Origin of the sequence: Psychrobacter jeotgali, assembly GCF_904846315.1 — a bacterium.
Taxonomy (GTDB): domain Bacteria; phylum Pseudomonadota; class Gammaproteobacteria; order Pseudomonadales; family Moraxellaceae; genus Psychrobacter; species Psychrobacter jeotgali.
In genome coordinates this window covers 599,605-619,947 of sequence record NZ_CAJHAF010000001.1, presented here as the reverse complement: position 1 = coordinate 619,947, position 20,343 = coordinate 599,605, and the positions used below count along the sequence as shown (strand labels likewise).

Sequence of the window (20,343 nt, the reverse complement as noted above, 5' to 3'; positions counted from 1 at the left end):
AGCCAGCGTTAAGCTGACTTAATTTGTTAGTAAGCGTACTTTATGTATAGCGTTTCTAACTTAATAATTATTTTGATGAAACTCTTATTAATCCTAACTAATTTACTTTTCAAATTAATTTACTCATCGATATTATTCTTTTGCAAAGCTACACGCTCAGCGGGTAGATAAGGCGTTTGCTTATCATAAAGGTAAGCCAACATCCGCTCACGTACTTCGCACTCCAGCATCCAAGCTTGATTAGGATCTTGCGCTGCAAGTGTGCCATATAGCTCAATAGTATCTCGAGCTACCGATAATACTTGTAGCATAGGCTCAGTCTTACCATCCCAATACTCACTAGCTTTGACCACTTCGATATATTTTTGCCGAATATCATCAACATTTATGCCGTAATCTACCAATAAAGAGATAGTACGGGTTTGATGAGACTCAGGATGCGACCAGTTCTCAACCGTATGTGAAACAAAATGCCGCATCGGTACAAATAATCGACGCTCATCCCAGGTTTTGATCGTTGCATAGGTATAACCCAAGTCCTCAATAGTACTCCAATTGCCCTCGTACATGATCGTATCGCCAATACGTACAGGCTGAGTCATAGCTATCTGTATGCCAGCGACGATATTACCAAGTGTCGGCTGGGCCGCAATACCGATAATCACACTCAAAATACCTGCTGAGGTCAATAAGGTCTTGCCAAGCCCTTCAAGATTAACGAATTCACTAAGACCAATCCAGATACTGCCTAACACCATAACAAAAATAAAGACTCGCCGAAATATGGATAAATAGGTGCTGCGTCTACGATATTCGTCATAGGCTTCTTCATCCAAGCTTTCAATTTGAATGTCTTCATATCGATTAGCAAAAAAGTTGATAATACGAATTCCAAGCCATAGCACACTTATTACTAAAGCTATCCATATGATAGGTCGAGTTGACGTTGCAATCGCTTCTATAAAAGGGAAACCGCCTGAAACTAGAATAAAAACTAAAGAGAAGCTGATGGTAAAGGTTAGCGGTACGGTAAACTTATTAATTAGTTCGGTAAGGCTTTTCTTATAACCGATTTTAGAGAGATCTTCATCTTTGGCAAAGTAGTTTATGAACTTACCAGTGAGCCTACTCACTACCCAGCCCAATCCCATCGTCGTCATGAGGAAAGTCAGTAACGCTAACAGCTCCCAAACAGCAATACCGAAAAACCTCATGGTCAATAAGTTAGGTAAATAGCGCTCAAACTCTGCAGGTTTATATTGCTCATAAAGCTTGTCAATATGACTGACCGTTTGGGCGGAGAATACCCAAACAGGCGTATTGTCATTCACTTTTACTCGTTCAACAAATATTGGTATTCGTTGTCCATGAAACTCTATATTGCCAAGACGAATAGAGCGCCGCGCAATACCATGAATATTAGTGCCCCCACCAAAAGGAGGCTCAACCAAGCCATCGGGACGATCAGGTAACTTACTAAAAGTATAAAGATTCTTTCTATTTAATAAAAAATCAAAGCGTTCGGCCAACTCAGCGCCTCGTGTAGATTGAGTGCTGAGATCAAACAAATTCATATTTAGCGCATAAGCCGCCAGCTCAAAGTTACCCAGCGTTGCCGCTGTATGAAAAAATTCTAAAGTTGCCATCGGTGTCAGTAGATTTGGCGGTGGTGATAAGGGCGACAAACCGGTATTGAGCTCATCTAGTAGGTAGTAGTTCTCATTGTATTTGCCTTTGAGCTCACTCTCTGCTTGCAGCTTATCCGCTTGCTTTGCAGCTTCCACTTTTTCCGTGGACTCTAAAGCCTCACTCACGCTGTCAGGTAAATCAAGCCCTTGTTCTTTCAAGGCCTCAATTTCTTGCCCAATATACTCTATCAAGCCGTCAGGATTATTGTGCGCTTGCGGTTGCAGCCCAGCTTGAGTTTGTAAGTTACTGGAATTTGCAGCTGCACTGCCCTCATTCGTTGCCGCATTGAGCGGAAAAGAAATGAGACTAAAAGTCGTGATTAACAAAAATATAATTAACGGCATAAAGTTACATCACCTATCAACCTGTTTTAAAGATAAGCTAAAACAGTACACAAAAAAAAGCCAGCGTTAAGCTGACTTAATTTGTTAGATTTGGTACTTGAAACGGCATGGTATTAGACACAGTATTTAAAAAGGATACTTAGATCCAGTGCTTAGGCACGGCGCCATGTCGTTCCAGCGCGGCTATCTTCAAGCTCAATGCCCGCTTGTTTTAACTGATCGCGTATCTCGTCTGCCCGAGCAAAGTTCTTATTGGCTTTGGCGTCGCTGCGTTCAATAATGAGCTCATCGATAACCGTATCACTAAGACCATCCTCAGCCTTTTCGCCAATCACGGCTTGCAAAAACTGCTTTGCTGGTTGTTGTAGTATATTCAGCGACTTGGCCAATACTTTCAGCTGCTGCGCCGCTTGCCATGCTTTGGCAGTATCTTCAGCTTTCACCGCTTTATTGATCTCACTTGCCAGCCCAAACAGTACACTGATAGCTGCGGAGCTATTAAAGTCATCGTTCATGGCTGTGGTGAAGGCTTGTCCTGCTGCGCTTTTATAAGTTTGATTGATTAATTGATCATCAATCTCTAAGGTTTGATTTTGCTGTTGTTCCGCAATTTTAAGCGCATTATATAATCTGCTTAGGCTATTATGCGCTTCATCTAAAGCACTATCAGAGAAATTGACCTGACTACGATAATGGCTCGATAATAAAAAGAAGCGTACGGTCTCGGGGTTATATTTTGCAGTCACCTCACGAATGGTAAAAAAGTTACCCAAAGACTTGGACATCTTTTCACCATCAACATTAATAAAGCCCACATGCATCCAATTACGCGCATACTCACAGCCGGTAGCCGCTTCAGATTGAGCAATCTCATTTTCATGATGCGGAAATTGTAAATCATGCCCACCGCCATGAATATCAAAAGTATTGCCCAAGCACTTAGTCGACATCGCTGAGCATTCAATATGCCAGCCTGGACGCCCTTGTCCCCAAGGAGAAGCCCACTGCGGCTCATTAGGTTTTGCCGCTTTCCACAGCACAAAGTCAAACGGATTGCGCTTGTCAGTTTCCACATCTACCCGTGAGCCTGCTTGCATATCATCAAGGTTACGCTTGGAGAGTTTGCCATAATCAGCAAAGCTATCGACGGCATAATAGACATCGCCATTATTACCAGCATAAGCATACTCACCGTTAACTAGGGTCTCAATCATTTGCTGCATCTCATCGATATAATCGGTGGCACGCGGCTCGCTGTTAGGCGTCAAGCAGCCAAGCGCCGCGGCATCTTCATGCATCGCTTTGATAAATCGCTGGGTCAATGCGCCAATATCTTCGTTATTTTCATTGGCACGGGCAATAATCTTGTCATCAATATCGGTAATATTACGAATATAGTTAACGTCATAACCCAACTGTTTGAGCCAGCGCACTACCATATCAAAGGCGACCATTACCCGAGCATGACCAATATGACAGTAATCGTAAACCGTCATTCCGCAAACATACATACCTACTTGTCCTTCATTAAGCGGTTTAAATGGCTGCTTACGCCCCGATAATGAATCATAAATAGACAGCGGCGTCATCGCATCAGCAAGAGATGTGGTCATAATAAGATAGCCTTTTGAATGAAAATAACTTTATTTAATGCCATATAAATTTAAGGTCATATAATTTTGTGAATTAGAACTATAGTGGCAGTCCTTTTTATTAATTAGGGTACTAACCATCATAGTAAGCCGCTATCTTAGCGAAAATAACACTAAAATACTATAATGGCCACGTTAATAGACACGTTATGCTGTCGTGTGTATTGAGCTTAAAAAGGCCAATTCTGACCATAACTCACTGTATTTAATTATCAACCATATCTAATGACCACAAAGGAAACATCATGGGCAATCGCTTAAGTAAAATATACACTCGTACAGGCGACGACGGCAGTACCGGCATGGCGGATGGTAGCCGTATGAGTAAGGCTGATAGTCTGTTCAACGTAATGGGCGATGTTGACGAGCTTAATTCACATATTGGCTTGGTACGTGCGCATCTCAAGCAGGCGATAACTGATCAGCAAAAACTGCCAGCCCGTTTGCAACAGCAAGCCGGCGCAGACTTTCAGCAAGCCTTAGTGATTATTCAGCATTTGTTGTTTAACGTTGGCGGCGAGCTGGCTATGCCTGAATACGAAGGTATCATTGCGACTCATATCGGCTGGCTAGAGCAGCAAATTGATAGCATGAATAACACTTTACCAGCACTAAAAGATTTCATCTTACCAACAGGTTCAGTATTGGTCAGTCAGCTGCATGTGGCTCGTACTGTGTGCCGCCGTGCTGAGCGTCAAGCAGTGCAGTTACAGCAGCAGCGCCCAGAAGCTATCCGTAATACCGCAGTCAGTTTGATTAATCGATTATCTGACTGGCTATTTGTGGCCGCTCGTTTCTGTACCGATCCTGAGCAAGTTACCGAAGTGCTGTGGGATAATCAAGTGTTACAAAATTTATAGGTCATAAAAACCATCAAAAAGTCCGCAACTTATAAAGTTGCGGACTTTTTATTTACATGCATCATAATTTAATAAGGTATGACATCACCGTATCAATAAGTAGCGCTTTCATCCTCAACGATCACCATATCGATGCTGTCATCCTTAGGTGTGGTTTTTGGTGCTACCGGGGTTTTGGCATTGGCACGTGTATCGGGTGCTGGTGGTGTTGCAGCTTGGCTACCCTCATTATTAATCGTAGGCGGAGTTGCCGGTCTAATCGGATCGATAGGTTCAACCGGTGTCACCATTTGCGCCTGACGTCTGGCCTCATTTTCTTGGGCAATTTGAGCCGCTTGACGGCGGCGAGCTTCTGCTTGTTGTGCTTGGCGTTCAGCTCTTTGTTCCTCCATAACTGACCCAAAAGCCGAGCCTGCCATAATATCAGAGACTATATTGATCAAAGCAGGTTGACCTGCGATACGGACGCGTACTTGACCCTCTTGAACGCCAACGATATAGGTAAAGGCATCATCGATTAGCATATTGTTATTAATACGAATATTGTTTTGCGCTAAACGAGACTGTAAACTTGGCTTATTATTAGCCGAATGTACTTGGCTTGCTTGGTACAAGTCCTCACTTGCTAACGTCATACTAACGCTAGCTTGACAGGTGGTAATACCATTACTATTGGTTTCTTGTAAGACTGCTGCATTTTGTACATCAATTAAAATATTATCGACTTTGTCTTCAACAATATCGTCATCTAGATCAAAACCAGCGTTGTTTGCATAGTTTGCAGCAAAAACCTGAGCTTGCCGTTCAAGCGTACTCTCTAGAGCCGATTTCAGACGATCTTGTACCATTGGGTTATCACATCTTATGGCAGGTGCAACCTCACTATTATCTACTGTTGGCTGGGCCGTGGTCGCATCAGCAGTTTCCAGATTATCTTGATCTTCGGCATTATCTGAGCGATTACAGCCAGCAACAGCCAAGCTGCATACCAGACCGATACCAGCAATGCGCTGCCATTTATGCCATTTTTTATTCACTACGCTCATACTTGCCTTACTCCTGATTTGCTAACGACTACCCTTGCCAGCGATCTTTATCTCGATAAAATTATCATAAAAAGCGTTGTATAACGCTATGTTGTATAACGCTATAGATAGACACGGTAACTATTTATTTTATACTAAATACTAAAATCCCGCTATTATACGAGTTTTGAGAGAATAGGTCAGCAAAGTAAACGGCTGCTGTACAAATCGGCGCCATCCCTACCTAAAAACAGTATTGTAGTTGCAAAAACGCAACAAATTAAGAAAGCCGTTACGCTGCTAGACCGCTTATTTTAAACACCCTATTCTTTAGTTTAAGCTACTAACTTATGATAAATTTAGGAAACACCCTCCTTTTAGGTCATCGCGGAGCCCGTAATGAGGCTTTGGAAAACACCTTATTTGGCTTTCAGCATGCGCATAATCTACAAAAAAAGGGCTTAGCAGGCGTTGAGTTTGATGTGCAGCTCACGGCTGACGGTCACCTTATCGTCTTTCATGATGACACTTTACAGCGCCTATGCGGCTTGCAAGCACGAGTAGATCAACTGAATCTTTCTGAGATTCAGCGTAATCTGCAAGGAGGGCATCAAATTATGACCTTAGATACATTAGGACAAGCACTGTCTGCATTTTCGGCCCCGAAACTCAATTCTTTCGCTCATATCGAGCTTGAAATGAAAACCCACAATCGCACCAACTATCTTAAATTTATACAAGCCTTAACTTATAATCTGTTAGACACTCCCTTTGCAAACTTGCCTATTGTTTTGACCAGTTTTGATGAGCGGCTGCTAGCCCAGCTTCAACGCAGCAAATTACTCTCCCACATACCGCGTGGATTTTTGGTGCGAGAAGCACCATTATTAAGATTTGCACCCAATACTGCTTTGCAACTCGGTTGCCGTCAGCTTGGTATCTACTACCCACTCCTCAACAAAAGTATCATTCAAAACTGTCATCGGTACGGCCTAGCTGTCAGCGCATGGACGGTTAATGATATCGCTGCTATCAAGCAGCTTGTTGAGTGGCAAGTGGATGTCATTATTACCGATATTCCGACTCAGTTATTATTATAATGCTATGGTTTCAACTACGTAAAAATTAAATCTATTCCCAAGGAAACCAAGTAATGGCTAATTTTCTTAAGAATATTTATTAATCAACGCCTGATAAGAGAAAGTTAATTAAACTATTCTTAAGTTTACCTAGATAGACTTTTGTTTATCATTCAACTTATCGGCTACTCTTAACATCTTTTTCATAAAAATTACACTTTTACCTAATACCTGATAGCTAACAGGGTATTTACAAAAATCTGTGCTATAAACTATACAAGTTATTGTTATTTATTAAGATTTTTCTAGTGCATACCTGTTCACTTTACTGTTTTTTTAAGGTAATATAGAGACTGAAATCAATACCACTAGGAATATTACATGATTGCAAAAAAAGTAATAGGCTTACCGCTCAAAAGCTTACGTTTCGCTATCAAGTCTGGTGACACGCTCATCCAAACTGCCGGCACTCAAATGACTCGTTTCAAAACGATGTTTGATGCCAATAGAGCGAATCAGGCCCTAAAAGAGCAGCCTATCACAGCTGGTGATTATGCTAATCGCAACTCCAGTCAAGCCGAAGAGGTCTCCTTTAAAAATGAGACACTTGATCTGCGTGAGCTTGAGTTCAAAAAAGCACCAATCAACTGGATACCAGCCACTGTTTTAGTTGCAACGCCCATTGCGGCAGCGATTATCACTCCGTGGTATCTATTTACTCATCAAGTAAGCGCACCGGTATGGGGAGTATTTGGTGCCTTTATGGTATGGACCGGTATGAGTATCACTGCAGGCTACCACCGTCTGTTATCACACCGTGCTTATAAAGCTCATCCATTGGTGAAAAACTTCTTATTGCTGGGCTCAACACTAGCAGTGCAAGGCTCGGCCTTTGACTGGGTATCTGGTCACCGTACGCATCATCGTCATGTTGATGACCGTCTAGATGACCCGTATTCAGCACAGCGTGGATTTTGGTTTAGCCATATTGGTTGGATGTTACGCAACTATCCTAGTGGTAAGTTTGATTACAAAAACATTCCTGACTTGACTAAAGATAAAGTGCTGCAAATTCAGCATAAGTATTATGGTCTTTGGGTATTGGCCACCAATATTGGTTTGGTAGCTGCTGTAGGTTGGTTAGTAGGCGATGTCTGGGGTACTTTGGTCCTCGCTGGACTATTGCGTCTGGTATTGACCCATCACTTTACCTTCTTTATCAACTCGCTATGCCACATGCTTGGAACCCAACCTTATACCGATACCAATAGCGCTCGAGATAACTTTATCTTAGCCATCCCTACTTGGGGTGAGGGTTATCACAACTACCATCACTTCTTCCAATACGACTATCGTAATGGGGTGAAATGGTGGCAGTATGATCCCACTAAATGGCTGATCGCTGGTCTATCTAAAATTGGGCTAGCTAGTGATCTGCGCACCGTCGATGATACTACAATCAAACATGCTGAGGTGCAAATGCAGTTCAAACGGGCCCAGCAGCAAATTGAGCAGGTAAGCGCTGACGGAATCGACATCCCACATGCTATGCAAAACTTCCAAGATCGTATCAAGTTTGAATATGATGCCTTTAAGCAAACGGTAGAAGAATGGCAAGCACTAAAAGCAAAAGCGGTCGAGATGAAAAAGACTGATTTTGCCGATCGTTTGCATGAGGTTGATGAAAAGCTTAAGCATGAATACGATAAAGTTGAGCAAAAAATCCTGCAACATAATGACAACTTAAAAACTGCTTTTCGCTCAATTGGTTATAGTAGCAAAGCCGCTTAATAAGCTGTGTTTATAAGTGGTTTTGATTGTCTTAGCTTAATTTACTCTCCACCCTCCGTCTATTATAGATGGAGGGTTTTTTTATAGAAAAATTACCGGATGCGAACAAAGCCCACCATTAGCGAATTATGGCTATGTTATAGTAAGTTTATTTACATTTACTAGCAGCTGTTGACTTAATTCAATCATCTTCCAAGCTTTCATTATGCATTTGGGATGAAAATGATTGTCACAGATCTAGTTGTTCAACTAGGAAAATTAAATATGCGCTATCAAAATACTTATGCTCATTTGGACCCACGTTTGTACCATAAACAGCCTCCAACTCCGCTTAAAAATCCTCGTGTAGGACATTTTAATCGACAAGTTGCTGAGCAGTTAGGCTGGACAGATGATGCTGATTTGATGGCTCGTTGGGTCGATATATTAGGTGGCCATTACGTACCTGAGGATTTTGAGCCGCTAGCGATGGCCTATGCTGGTCATCAGTTTGGACAATGGGCTGGGCAATTAGGTGATGGCCGCGGCCTACTTATGGCGCAAGTATTAGATAACCATGACACTTTACAGGACTTACATCTCAAAGGTATCGGTCTAACGCCTTACTCACGTATGGGTGATGGACGCGCGGTATTACGCAGCACTATTCGTGAATACCTGTGTGGTCATGCGCTCAATCAACTGGATATCCCCTCCTCTAACGCTCTTGGTTTTGTGGTCTCTGATACTCCGGTACGCCGCGAACGGATGGAGCCTGGAGCGGCGCTGATGCGGGTGGCTGACAGTCATATTAGGCTGGGTCATATCGAGTGGATTGCTAGCTTTGCACCGGACTTATTGGCTGAATTTACCAATTATATGATAGACACTTATTATCCTGAATGCCGTGATAGCGACAAGCCCGTGCTGGCGTTTTTGCAAAAAGTGGTTGAGCGTACCGCGCGCATGATTGCTGATTGGCAATTGATTGGCTTTGCCCACGGGGTTATGAATACCGATAACCTATCCATTACTGGTAGCACTTTAGACTTTGGCCCGTTCGGCTTTATGGAGCGTTTTAATCCAGCGTGGATTAATAACCACTCTGATCATACGGGGCGTTATGCTTATCAAAACCAGCCTGCTATCGGCTATTGGAATCTCAATGTTTGGCTGCCGCATTTTATGCGCTTAACTGAAGCTGGAGTGACTAAAGAGGCTTTAGCGGACTGCCTAGCCCCTTATGAGGCTACTTTTATGCAGCATTATCAGCAAGGATTATGCCGCAAATTAGGACTACCCCATCAGCCTGATAGCTTAAAGCTGGCGTTTGAGTTTTTGAGCTTACTAGAAGACAATTTGCTAGATTATACCAATAGCTTTCGAGCGTTATTAGGGCTTATTGATTCAGAATCTTATGCTTATGAAAAACAACTACTAACGGCTATAGTCAATGAACTACCCCCAGAAGCACTAAGCGCCTTTCAAGATTGGCGCAAACGCTATTTGGCACAAATTGAGACTTTGCCAAAAGAAGAAGTGCTTGATAGTTTAAAGAATAACAATCCAGTTTACGTGCTGCGTAATAGTATGGCGCAGCGTGCCATTACTGCGGCTGAACAAGGGCAATTTGAAGAGGTCGAGCGCTTATATCAGCTACTTGCTAATCCTTATAACGTACAAGACATCGCCACCGATCTAGATAGTAGCGTTCCGGCGGCTGATGCGCCGCAAACGCCCATTAGCTGTTCATCCTAGCTTAATAATCTCTTAGTTAAGCACCAGCTCTTTTAAAGAGTACAGACGAGAACTGTGCTCTTTCACTATTAACGGGCTAAATGTTGATTATCAAATTAATATATAATTTGCTTATTTTACCTTCGTTGACTAGGCAGTTAATTGCCATTGATGCTAGAATAGTTATTTTTTCAGCGCACTGTTTCTGCGATGCTAGAGTGCGGCAGTTTTCCTGATATTCAGTTGCAAACTGTCAGCTGATAGCTTATTTCATTATAAAGCACGATCGCTAGCTCATTTTGTCCCAATTTATTTTAATTTTATTCCAACCATGGCAATTACTATGAATGACGATACCCCTCTAAACACGGATAACTCTTCTAATGAAAGAGAGCAGTTTGAAAGAGCCGCTTTACATTATCACGAGTTTCCAAGACCTGGTAAAATCTCAGTTACCCCTATCAAGCAATTGGCCAACCAACGTGATCTTGCCTTGGCTTATTCGCCAGGTGTTGCTATCCCTTGTCTAGAGATTGAAAAAGATCCTAAGTTAGCCGCTAAGTACACCGCTCGTAGTAACCTAGTAGGCGTTATTACTAACGGGACTGCAGTGTTAGGCTTGGGTAATATTGGCCCATTGGCATCAAAACCAGTTATGGAAGGAAAAGGCGTCTTATTTAAAAAATTCGCCGGTATTGATGTATTCGACATTGAAGTGGCGCAAAATGATCCTGATAAATTTATCGAAGCCGTTGCTGCGCTTGAGCCTACCTTTGGCGGCATTAACTTAGAAGATATCAAAGCACCTGAATGTTTCAAAATCGAGCGTGAACTGCGCAAGCGTATGAAAATTCCGGTTTTCCATGATGATCAACATGGTACTTCAATTATTGTAGCCGCTGCGATGCTAAATGCGCTCATATTGACTGAAAAGAAAATTGAAGATATCAAAGTCGTTTGCTCTGGTGCTGGCGCTGCTGCTATTTCGTGTTTAGACCTTATCTGTGCGCTTGGTGTTGATGCAAATAACATTCTAGTCTCAGATTCACGCGGTATTATCAGTACCAGTCGTGAAAACCTTGATGAATCCAAACAACGCTATGCTCGTGATACTGATGCTACGCGCATCGATGAAGTCATGGATGAGGTAGATATGTTCTTGGGACTATCTATGCCTGGTATCCTAAGCGTAGATATGGTCAAGCGTATGGCAAGAGACCCTATCATCTTTGCCCTAGCTAACCCAACGCCTGAAATTATGCCTGAATTGGCCCATTCAGTACGCCCAGACGTTATTATGGCAACGGGTCGTTCGGACTATCCTAACCAAGTAAATAATGCGTTATGCTTCCCTTATATCTTCCGAGGGGCTTTGGACGTCGGAGCAACGACTGTTAATGAAGAGATGAAGATCGCTTGTGTTCGCGCTATTGCCGCTATGGCACACGTTGAAGCAACGCCAACATCGAACATAAAAGACAACGAAAGCATGAAAAGCTTCGGTCGTGATTATTTAATCCCCGGCCCTCTTGAGCCTAACCTAATTATTGAGATCGCCCCTGCGGTTGCTAAAGCGGCGATGGACTCAGGGGTAGCATCATTACCGATTGATGACTTTAAAGCTTATCGTCAACATCTGTCTGAGTTCGTTTACAACTCTGCATTTGTGATGAAGCCTATATTCTCTCGTGCTAAGTCAGATCCAAAACGTATCGTGTACTGTGAAGGTGAAGACAGTAATGTATTGTTAGCTATCCAAGTGGTTGTTGATGAGCAGCTGGCCCAACCTATTTTAGTTGGCCGTCCTTCGGTCATCGAAAATAACATTCAGAGACTAGGTCTACGTCTAAAAGACGGGGTTAACATCACCATCGTCAATCAAGATGATGACCCACGCTATAAAGACTACTGGCAAGGCTATTACGAAAAGAACAAACGTAAAGGCGTTAGTATCGAGCTTGCTCGCCGTGATGTGCGCCGTAAGACTACCTTGATCGGCTCTTTATTGGTCGAAAATGGCGACGCTGAAGGCATGATTTGTGGTACCTTTAGCCATTATCAGCTGCATTTAGAATATGTTCAAAGCGTCATTGGCAAAAAAGAAGGCGTTAAAGACTTTTATGCTATGAATGCGGTGTTGATGCAAGATCGTAATATCTTTATTGCCGATACCTATATTCATGAAGACCCTACTGCTGAACAATTGGCAGAGATGACCGTATTAGCTGCTCAGCAACTGCGCCGCTTTAGTATTGTACCGCGGGTGGCTTTGGTCTCGCATTCGAACTTTGGTACCTCAGATCGTGCCAGCGCTGTAAAAATGCGTAAAGTTTATGAGCTCCTAACAGAGATGAATGTAGACTTTGAGTTTGAAGGTGAGATGCATGGTGACGCTGCTTTAAGTGAGGCTATCCGTTTAGAGAATATGCCATCAAGTCCGCTTAAAGGTTCTGCTAACTTGCTCATTTTGCCAACGCTTGATGCGGCAAACATTGCCTTTAACTTACTAAAAACAGCAACTAGCAGTGCTTCTATTGGCCCTATCTTATTGGGTGCTAGTAAGCCTGTGCATATCTTGACCCCTTCAGCAACGGCGCGCCGTGTAGTCAATATGACTGCGCTTGCCGTAACTGAAGCTCAAGACTTAGAGAACGACCAGTAATAATGGCAATAAAAGAAAAGCTCTTAAAACCTTCAAGGTTTAGCTGTCTTCATTTATAATTACTGATGGCAGTCTGCTATACTAAAACCAGTCAACGCTCTTGTAATAATAGCGCTGACTGGTTTTTTTTGCCATTTATCAATCAAAACACTGAATTAATCCTAAATAAAGAGAGTGCTATGCAAATTTATCTTGTCGGCGGTGCTGTCCGTGATCAGCTATTGAATCGCTCTGTTAAAGACCAAGACTTTGTAGTAGTCGGTGCGACAGTCGATGAGATGCTAGCAGCAGGCTTTCAGCAAGTGGGCGCAGACTTTCCAGTATTTCTACACCCCATTACTCACGAAGAATATGCGCTTGCCCGTACTGAGCGCAAACAGGGTCATGGCTACCAAGGTTTTAGCGTACATGCCAGCCCTGATGTGACGCTACAAGAGGATTTGCAGCGCCGCGACCTAACTATCAATGCGATGGCGATTGAAGTCAAAAGCCTCACTGACAATACGCCTATTACAGGTGAAGTCATCGATTATTATAATGGACTTAATGATATTGACAGTAAGGTCTTGCGGCACATCTCGGACGCTTTTGCTGAAGACCCATTACGCGTATTACGAACCGCTCGATTCTATGGCCGTTACTATGAGCTAGGTTTTACTATTGCAGATGAGACTTTGGAGCTAATGCGCCGATTGGTGCAGTCAGGCGAGCTTGCTCATTTAAGTAGCGAGCGTATTTGGCAAGAATCGAGCCGCGCTACTATGCAAAGCTCTCCGCAGGTCTACTGGCAACAGCTGTTCGCTATTGGGGCCTTAACTGAGTATTTTGCTCCCTTACATCAGGCTTGGCAAGATGCTCATGTTCGAGAGACCGTACAAACCGCACTCTATTTTGCCGGACAAATGCAGCTTAATCTATCCCAGCGCTGGGCGCTACTGATGAGCAGTTTAGATGAGTCACTGTTTAATATAGCAGCTGATAAAATAACTGAGGCTACTGATGCTGCCAAAGCTATCGTCAAAATAGGCAACAAAGCCAAAGCCCCTAAAATGCACACTCAATTTGCGACTTTATTTATTAACCAAGCTCACCAATTAAATCAGATAGATAAGCTAAACGCTGCTAAAAAAATTGATCTCATCCAAGCCTGTAGCGCCCATAAAGAGCCTGATAAGCTCTCGCAGTTATTAGTCATCAGTCATGTATTACAGTTAGCAAGCCAGCATCGCCAAATGATGCTAGCGCTTAATAGCTTCCATGCGATTGGTATCAATCATATTGACTCTGATCTGCAGGGAGCAGCTATCGGCGAGGCGTTACGCCAAGCACGCATTGAACATCTACAAAAACAGGATCAGCAAGCTTAATCTATGCCTCACTTTAAGCAAAACTTTCGCAACTTATCCTATGCCAATATCACTACTGCACCAGTTATGCTAGTTACTGGTAGTGCTAAGCGTATCGGCGCAGCTATTATAAAACGTGCTCATGAGAAGGGCTATCGAGTCATCATTCATTGCCATCATAGTCAACAACAAGCAAAAGCATTGGCTACTACTCTCAATAAAAAACGCGATAATAGTGCTGCAGTCATTGTCGCAGATTTAACTCTAGTCAATGATAGCCAAACTTTATCTCAATTTACTCAAACGGTTATTGAAACTTTTGGTCAGCTAGACATACTGGTACATAACGCCTCACGATTTTATCCAACCCCTATCGGTGGTATTGAAAACACGCAATGGGATGAGCTTTTTTTGACTAATGCCAAAGCGCCTTTATTATTAAGCCAAGCATTTCTACCCTATCTGAAGGCTCAGCAAGGCTGCATTATTAGCCTACTCGATATTCATGCTGATAATAAACCATTTAGTAATTACGCCGTTTACAATATGGCAAAGGCTGCGCATCGCACGATGGTACAGTCGCTTGCGCTAGATATGGCTCCTCATGTTCGAGTGAATGGCGTTGCGCCAGGCGTTAATATCTTGCCAGAAGCAGATAGCGATCAAGCACTTGATAGCACTCAGCAGCAGTATATCGTTGACTCTATCCCGATGCAGCGAATAGGAGCACCTGAAGATATTGCTCATAGCGTGCTTTATTTAGTTGAGGCCAGTTATGTCACCGGACAGATTATTACGGTTGATGGCGGACGTAGTTTAACGTTAGCAGGAGGCTATAATTAGGGGCTACTAAAAAACAGCCAAACAATCTGCCTTACTTAGCATCTTTTACTTGAAAAATTAAAAATTTCAGGTATTATAATGCGTCTACCGTTAGGGCCCATAGCTCAGTTGGTTAGAGCAGAGGACTCATAATCCTTTGGTCGTAGGTTCAAGTCCTACTGGGCCCACCATATATTGCAAAAAAACAGAAACCCTTACAGCCATTAGCTTGTAAGGGTTTTTTATTGCCTGAATTTTATTTATATGAACAATGGTAGACAAGATGCAGGCTGGCCGAGTACAACAGGGAATCCATCAGGTGCTGGTCGTGATAACAATCCGCCAAGCAATTAACCCACTTGGCAAGCCATGCGCATCTACTACTTTATTAAATTCAGCAAAGCTAATAGATGAGAGTAGTAACAACTTTAGTATTATTAGACTTTTCATAGCTCCCCTTACATAATAAAAACGTGTAATTTCTGTTCAGTATTGACTATGTATAACGTATCAATGGTAAAAGCCCAATTTTAATAGTAGCTAGGTATTTATATTTAATTCTTTAGATACCCTCCCAACCATTCTAAAAACTCATCACTAGTCGTTGACACATTAAGTCGCAAATGAGTCGAAGCGCTAACATCCGGATAAAACAATTGCCCCGGCGCAACCAGCCAGCCGTCTTTATAAGCATCTAGCGCTAGCTGACTGGTATCCTGTCCTGTGTTCACCCAAACGAACAGTCCCGCCTGCGTATGCTCAGGATAAATAAGTCCTATCTTTGGTAGCGCGTCCCGCATGCTTTCGTGCGCGTCATATAGACGCTGATGCACCTTTTTAATCTGCCGCCGATATTCGCCATGCGTCCATAAATGATGAATAACGCGCTCCCCAAACTCCGGCGTATTCAAATTAGTCAAGGTTTTGATACGCAGCACGTCATCAATATAGTTATCAGGGCAGACCAGCATACCGACACGCCAGCCAGACGCCATCGATTTTGAAAATCCAGTCGCATAAAACACCCGCTCAAACTGGTCGAGAGTCGCGTAACGTAGCACTTGCCCACCCGGCACAAAGGCGGCGTATAAATCATCTTCAAAAATATAAGCGTCGTACTCATGGATAAGATTGATGACTTGGTGCGCGCGCGCAGGATGCAAGTTATAAGAAGTCGGATTATGCAATACGCTATTGGTCAAATAAAGCTTGGGACGATGCGCGGCAAATAGCTTTTGCATGTACCGGGTATTAGGCCCTTGATGGTCACGCTCTACAGAGACGACGTTTAGCCCTTGTTGTTGCAGGCAGCTTGACAGCCAGTACCAGCCCGGCCCATCAACGACCACCGTATCACCCGCTTGGGTAAGCAATTGCGCGACCATGGTCACCGCTTGCGACACGCCAGCAGTAGTCACGATATTATCAGTATGAGTTTGCATTCCAAGCGTATGCAGATGCTGCACCAGCTGTTGACGTAGTGGAAGGTAGCCTTGCACATCGCCATAATCATAGACAAAACTATCGGCTTGCTGAGTGACTTGCCGTATCGCCCATTCCATCTTGTCGTTACGTACCCAGTCTCTGGACAAAGTGCCAACTCCCGGTGAGCGCTCATGCGCAATATCGCTAAACACTTGCTGCACCAACCAGCGCGTATCTATTACTGGATATTTAACAGCTACTTTTTTATGGCTACTAGGTTCATTAACTCTCGCTACTGCATTAACGTAATAGCCCGAACTGGGTTTAGCGGTTAATACACTAGTCGCCACCAGTTGCTCATAGGCTTGTACCACGGTAAAGCTTGAGATATTAAGTAGCTTTGCTAACTTTCGTACCGAGGGCACGCGCTGATTGGGCAGGTAGATTTGCCAATCAATACGCTGTTGCAGCCATTCTGCGACGGCAGCGGTCTTGGTTAAATTGGGATTGAGGGTATAGGTTTCGACCATAACACCTGCGCTGCCTTTAAGAATTAATGAATGGATAAACAAACTGTAACGTCAAAAGCAACTATACACTTTGTTCCCCATTCATGAAACTGTAGCGGGTCTGTTATGGGTATTTATAGGTATTATGAATAGTATAAATATTAACTGCTAAATACTGCTTTAAACCTTTACCTGAACTTAGCTTCTAAAAATTAGCTTTAAATAGAGCCTACATATGCAAACCAATAATAAATTACCAAACCACGTCTATTTTTTACTAATAGGTCAAAGTATCAATTTAACCACAGCGGTTCTATCGGTAACCGTTGCTGCACTTGTCGGATTGTCTTTAGCGCCCAGTGTTGGTTACGCCACTATCCCCTATGGCTTACAGTTTTTAGCGATTCTACTGAGTACCGTATTATTTTCAAAACTAATGGAAAAGTTTGGTCGCTATCGTATTTTTAAGGCAGGTATCTTATTCTTGTTTTTATCTGGGGTTATTGGGTTTTTATCACTGACACATAAAAACTTCTTATATTTGTGTATCAGTCATTTTCTATTAGGACTTTTTATCTCAACCGCTAACTTTTATAGATTTGCCGCAACCGATACTTTAGATAGTGAACTTATTCCCAAAGCGACCTCAATGGTGATCTCAGGCGGTGTTTTTGCTGCTATTGTTGCACCACTGCTAGCGATAAACCTAGCCAAAAAAACAGATCTACCGGATTATTCGTTAATTTATTTATCTTTATCAGCTCTAGCTATTCTTTTGCTCATTACTATCTACCTTTGGAACCGATCAAATAACTATCATAATAAAAACACTCAAAAGGCTAAAATGGTCGTCTTAAAAACGATGACGATTAGAAAATATACGCTTATCATTGCTATATTAGGTGGCGCTTTAGGCTACTACATTATGAATCTGATGATGATTGCGTCGTCTATATTTCTGAAGCAAAGCCATTCTTTTAACTATGCTTCCTATGCCATTCAGATGCACGTACTCGCTATGTTTTTACCTTCCTTTTTTGTGGCAAAGCTAATCCACTATATCAATAGTGTTAATACCATCATACTCGGCTTTGTACTCATATCTCTCTCTTGCTTACTACCCGTCTTGTTTGTAGATACTATTTTTATCAATATGGCTTTGATTGTCTTAGGCGTTGGCTGGAATTTTACTTACTCAGGAGGATCGGCTCTACTGAGTAATATTCAAGGCGCCCAAAGACTAAAATTTCAAGGTATTAATGAGACCGTTATTGCGCTATTTGCAACCTTAGGCGCTTTTCTACCAGCTCCTATATTGAATTATCTTGGTTGGATAAATACCAACTTAGTGTTTTTTATTTTTTCTATGGCAATATCTGCTCTTTTTATCCTATTTGTGTTTGTCTTCAAAAGAAGCGCGGTTAGTCATTAAACGCTATTGTTAGCACGTTTTATTTTTAAGAAGAGTTAAGTGAGATTTATCAATTCTAATTTTTAAGGTTCATCAATAATAAACGTTAAAACCAATACCCATTATCTAGGATAATCCTATGACCCCAATCCACATTGCTTTAGCCGTATTGGTTGCCTTTATTTGGGGCGTGAACTTCACTTTTATTGCATGGGCGCTTGAGAGCTTTCCGCCGCTCATGCTGACCGCCATGCGTTTTTTCTTTACTGCCGTGCCGCTAGTTTTGTTTCTTAAACCGCCAAAATTTAACCGTACGCTATTTATTTATGCCATCGGTACTTTTGTTTTGCAGTATGCCTTTGTATTTACCGCTATGCATCTGGGTGCGTCCGCAGGATTGACGGCGCTACTATTGCAAATGCAGATTTTTATCACTGTACTGCTAGCCTATGTTTTATTGGGCGAGACAGTAAGTCACAAGCAGATTATCGGTATGGTGGTCGGCGTGCTAGGACTGGGGGTGATTGCGCTAAATCTTGGCGGTGATATGCCGTTGGTTGGCTTTGTCTGTATTTTAATTGCGGCTATAGGCTGGAGCTTTGGCAACATTGCCTCAAAGCAGGCTTCAAAGCCATCCAATAGAGACACCACGCAGCAGGACGCTGGTGCAACTCCTGTCTCGCCTGCTCATAGCAAGAACAAAACAGCAGCACTATCAGCGCTGGCACTGGTGGTATGGGGCGGTCTAATCGCTTGCGTGATTTTGACGTTATCCTCTTTGATATTTGAGACCGACGCTTGGCAGCTCGCAACGTTTACGCAGGCGTCCTCCAAGTCTTGGTTGTCGCTGGGGTTTATCGTTTACATCTCAACCTTGATTGGCTTTGGACTGTGGGCGCACTTGCTGGCACAAAATACCGCCTCCAAAGTTATGCCCTTCGCTTTGCTAGTGCCCGTATTTGGTATGGCAACCTCAGTGCTGCTCACAGGAGAGGTAGTAACGTGGTGGAAGATGCTAGCAATGGTACTCATTTTATCGGGTTTGATATTGGCAAATGTGAAGATAAGACTTGGGAGAAAGGTTGTTCATGGATAAATTGATGAAATCAAAGCCATAAAAACTATAAAGTCGAACAATAACTTAAACAATGTCTTAGGCTCCTACTTTGCCTTGACACAGGCACCGAGATCCAGCTTTTTTATTTTTATGACATTATGAACTTAGTTGACCACTACATATAGATGAAGTTGTGAAATTCAGATTAATGTCGAAGATATCAATCAGCTAGAATAGAGCAAATATCAATTTAAACTATAATTCATTAGTTAACAAACCCCTCAATACTATGGTGTTCGAAGTATCAATAATATCTATGCATCTAATAGATTAATTTTACCTTGATAGGTCGGAAAAGTTCTACATGCTATTATTTGCATAGCATGTAGAACTTAGGCATGAAGTTTAATTTTCTTAGGTGATGTTGTTAATATCAGGGTTTGAAGTAACTATCAACAATCCAATATCCTCGGATTTGTACATTGCTCGAGGTCTTACCATCATTAGGAAGCAGCTTATTATTCTGCTCACTATCAACAATACGAATCTCAACCCCAAATGGCGGACGACCCTGTGATAGACGTGTCTTTAGCTTATCGTCCTCTGATAACGCGCTATGTTTGGCCTTGAGTTGATTGGCTGTCCCTAGTGCACTGGTCTCAATCATACCCCACGCATGTAAGGTTTCGCAATCGAACTCATCACGAAAGGCTTTAATCATGGACGACGGACAAGCTGAACCGCCAACAACATTACGTTTAAGGCTATGTAGCACCGTGCTACGATTGGTATATAACACGCCTTTAGGATTGCCGGTGCTACCCGAGGTATAACAGAGCGAGCTTAGGGTATTTTCATCAAGCTCAGGCCCCTCATACTCATCTGACTCGCCCTTTATTAGCTCATCATAGAAGATGACATCAGGTAATTATTATTACCTTATAAAATTACTGAT

13 protein-coding genes, 1 tRNA gene and 1 pseudogene are annotated in these 20,343 nt (G+C 42.6%); 10 read left to right on the top strand and 5 right to left on the bottom strand.

Annotation, left to right across the window (positions count from 1 at the left end; all coding sequences use genetic code 11):
- Positions 1–119: 119 nt before the first annotated feature.
- Positions 120–2,033, bottom strand: coding sequence for a mechanosensitive ion channel family protein (locus JMX18_RS02525; protein WP_201583451.1), 1,914 nt, complete (start codon positions 2,031–2,033; stop codon positions 120–122).
- Positions 2,034–2,185: 152 nt separating this feature from the next.
- Positions 2,186–3,646: a cysteine--tRNA ligase gene (gene cysS, locus JMX18_RS02520; protein ID WP_201583448.1), complete on the bottom strand. Its 1,461-nt coding sequence runs from the start codon at positions 3,644–3,646 to the stop codon at positions 2,186–2,188.
- Positions 3,647–3,930: 284 nt separating this feature from the next.
- On the opposite strand from cysS, the gene JMX18_RS02515 reads away from it, so the two are divergent.
- On the top strand, positions 3,931–4,545 hold the full coding sequence (locus JMX18_RS02515) for a cob(I)yrinic acid a,c-diamide adenosyltransferase (RefSeq protein ID WP_201583445.1): 615 nt from the start codon (positions 3,931–3,933) through the stop codon (positions 4,543–4,545).
- A 92-nt stretch (positions 4,546–4,637) separates the two neighbouring features.
- Here the strand turns inward: JMX18_RS02515 and JMX18_RS02510 are convergent, their stop codons facing one another.
- Positions 4,638–5,591 carry a hypothetical protein gene (locus tag JMX18_RS02510; protein WP_201583435.1) on the bottom strand — a complete coding sequence of 318 codons (954 nt, stop codon included), beginning with the start codon at positions 5,589–5,591 and terminating at the stop codon, positions 4,638–4,640.
- A 329-nt stretch (positions 5,592–5,920) separates the two neighbouring features.
- Between JMX18_RS02510 and JMX18_RS02505 the strand changes: the two genes are divergently transcribed.
- The 7 genes from JMX18_RS02505 (at position 5,921) to JMX18_RS02475 (ending at position 15,177) form a co-directional block, all read left to right on the top strand.
- Positions 5,921–6,670, top strand: a complete 750-nt coding sequence (locus JMX18_RS02505; RefSeq protein ID WP_201583433.1) for a glycerophosphodiester phosphodiesterase — start codon at positions 5,921–5,923, stop codon at positions 6,668–6,670.
- A 360-nt stretch (positions 6,671–7,030) separates the two neighbouring features.
- Positions 7,031–8,440 (top strand): acyl-CoA desaturase, encoded by a 1,410-nt coding sequence (locus tag JMX18_RS02500; RefSeq protein ID WP_227674535.1) that lies wholly within the window; start codon positions 7,031–7,033, stop codon positions 8,438–8,440.
- A 264-nt stretch (positions 8,441–8,704) separates the two neighbouring features.
- Positions 8,705–10,177 (top strand): protein adenylyltransferase SelO, encoded by a 1,473-nt coding sequence (locus tag JMX18_RS02495; protein ID WP_201583431.1) that lies wholly within the window; start codon positions 8,705–8,707, stop codon positions 10,175–10,177.
- A gap of 322 nt (positions 10,178–10,499) precedes the next feature.
- Complete coding sequence (locus JMX18_RS02490) at positions 10,500–12,818, top strand: NADP-dependent malic enzyme (RefSeq protein WP_201583429.1); 2,319 nt, start codon at positions 10,500–10,502, stop codon at positions 12,816–12,818.
- 179 nt (positions 12,819–12,997) lie between these two features.
- On the top strand, positions 12,998–14,185 hold the full coding sequence (locus tag JMX18_RS02485) for a tRNA nucleotidyltransferase (RefSeq protein ID WP_201583427.1): 1,188 nt from the start codon (positions 12,998–13,000) through the stop codon (positions 14,183–14,185).
- 3 nt (positions 14,186–14,188) lie between these two features.
- Complete coding sequence (locus JMX18_RS02480) at positions 14,189–15,007, top strand: pteridine reductase (protein ID WP_201583424.1); 819 nt, start codon at positions 14,189–14,191, stop codon at positions 15,005–15,007.
- Positions 15,008–15,100: 93 nt separating this feature from the next.
- Positions 15,101–15,177: transfer RNA gene (locus JMX18_RS02475), tRNA-Ile, on the top strand.
- A 363-nt stretch (positions 15,178–15,540) separates the two neighbouring features.
- Here JMX18_RS02475 and JMX18_RS02470 read toward each other — a convergent pair.
- Positions 15,541–16,941, bottom strand: coding sequence for an aminotransferase-like domain-containing protein (locus JMX18_RS02470; protein WP_201583421.1), 1,401 nt, complete (start codon positions 16,939–16,941; stop codon positions 15,541–15,543).
- A gap of 214 nt (positions 16,942–17,155) precedes the next feature.
- On the opposite strand from JMX18_RS02470, the gene JMX18_RS02465 reads away from it, so the two are divergent.
- Both JMX18_RS02465 and JMX18_RS02460 read left to right on the top strand, forming a co-directional pair.
- A complete protein-coding gene (locus JMX18_RS02465) occupies positions 17,156–18,352 on the top strand; it encodes an MFS transporter (protein ID WP_201583418.1) in 1,197 nt (398 codons plus the stop codon).
- 118 nt (positions 18,353–18,470) lie between these two features.
- Positions 18,471–19,427 carry an EamA family transporter gene (locus JMX18_RS02460; protein ID WP_201583415.1) on the top strand — a complete coding sequence of 319 codons (957 nt, stop codon included), beginning with the start codon at positions 18,471–18,473 and terminating at the stop codon, positions 19,425–19,427.
- Positions 19,428–19,830: 403 nt separating this feature from the next.
- Here the strand turns inward: JMX18_RS02460 and JMX18_RS02455 are convergent.
- Positions 19,831–20,316 (bottom strand): annotated as a pseudogene (locus JMX18_RS02455) (AMP-binding protein); the annotation flags it as partial.
- Positions 20,317–20,343: the final 27 nt, after the last annotated feature.

Bases quoted from the DNA above. Each gene is read 5' to 3' on its own strand.
- JMX18_RS02525 (WP_201583451.1), bottom strand. From the start codon at position 2,033: ATGCCGTTAATTATATTTTTGTTAATCACGACTTTTAGTCTCATTTCT.
- cysS (WP_201583448.1), bottom strand. From the start codon at position 3,646: ATGACCACATCTCTTGCTGATGCGATGACGCCGCTGTCTATTTATGAT.
- JMX18_RS02515 (WP_201583445.1), top strand. From the start codon at position 3,931: ATGGGCAATCGCTTAAGTAAAATATACACTCGTACAGGCGACGACGGC.
- JMX18_RS02510 (WP_201583435.1), bottom strand. From the start codon at position 5,591: ATGAGCGTAGTGAATAAAAAATGGCATAAATGGCAGCGCATTGCTGGT.
- JMX18_RS02505 (WP_201583433.1), top strand. From the start codon at position 5,921: ATGATAAATTTAGGAAACACCCTCCTTTTAGGTCATCGCGGAGCCCGT.
- JMX18_RS02500 (WP_227674535.1), top strand. From the start codon at position 7,031: ATGATTGCAAAAAAAGTAATAGGCTTACCGCTCAAAAGCTTACGTTTC.
- JMX18_RS02495 (WP_201583431.1), top strand. From the start codon at position 8,705: ATGCGCTATCAAAATACTTATGCTCATTTGGACCCACGTTTGTACCAT.
- JMX18_RS02490 (WP_201583429.1), top strand. From the start codon at position 10,500: ATGAATGACGATACCCCTCTAAACACGGATAACTCTTCTAATGAAAGA.
- JMX18_RS02485 (WP_201583427.1), top strand. From the start codon at position 12,998: ATGCAAATTTATCTTGTCGGCGGTGCTGTCCGTGATCAGCTATTGAAT.
- JMX18_RS02480 (WP_201583424.1), top strand. From the start codon at position 14,189: ATGCCTCACTTTAAGCAAAACTTTCGCAACTTATCCTATGCCAATATC.
- JMX18_RS02470 (WP_201583421.1), bottom strand. From the start codon at position 16,941: ATGGTCGAAACCTATACCCTCAATCCCAATTTAACCAAGACCGCTGCC.
- JMX18_RS02465 (WP_201583418.1), top strand. From the start codon at position 17,156: ATGCAAACCAATAATAAATTACCAAACCACGTCTATTTTTTACTAATA.
- JMX18_RS02460 (WP_201583415.1), top strand. From the start codon at position 18,471: ATGACCCCAATCCACATTGCTTTAGCCGTATTGGTTGCCTTTATTTGG.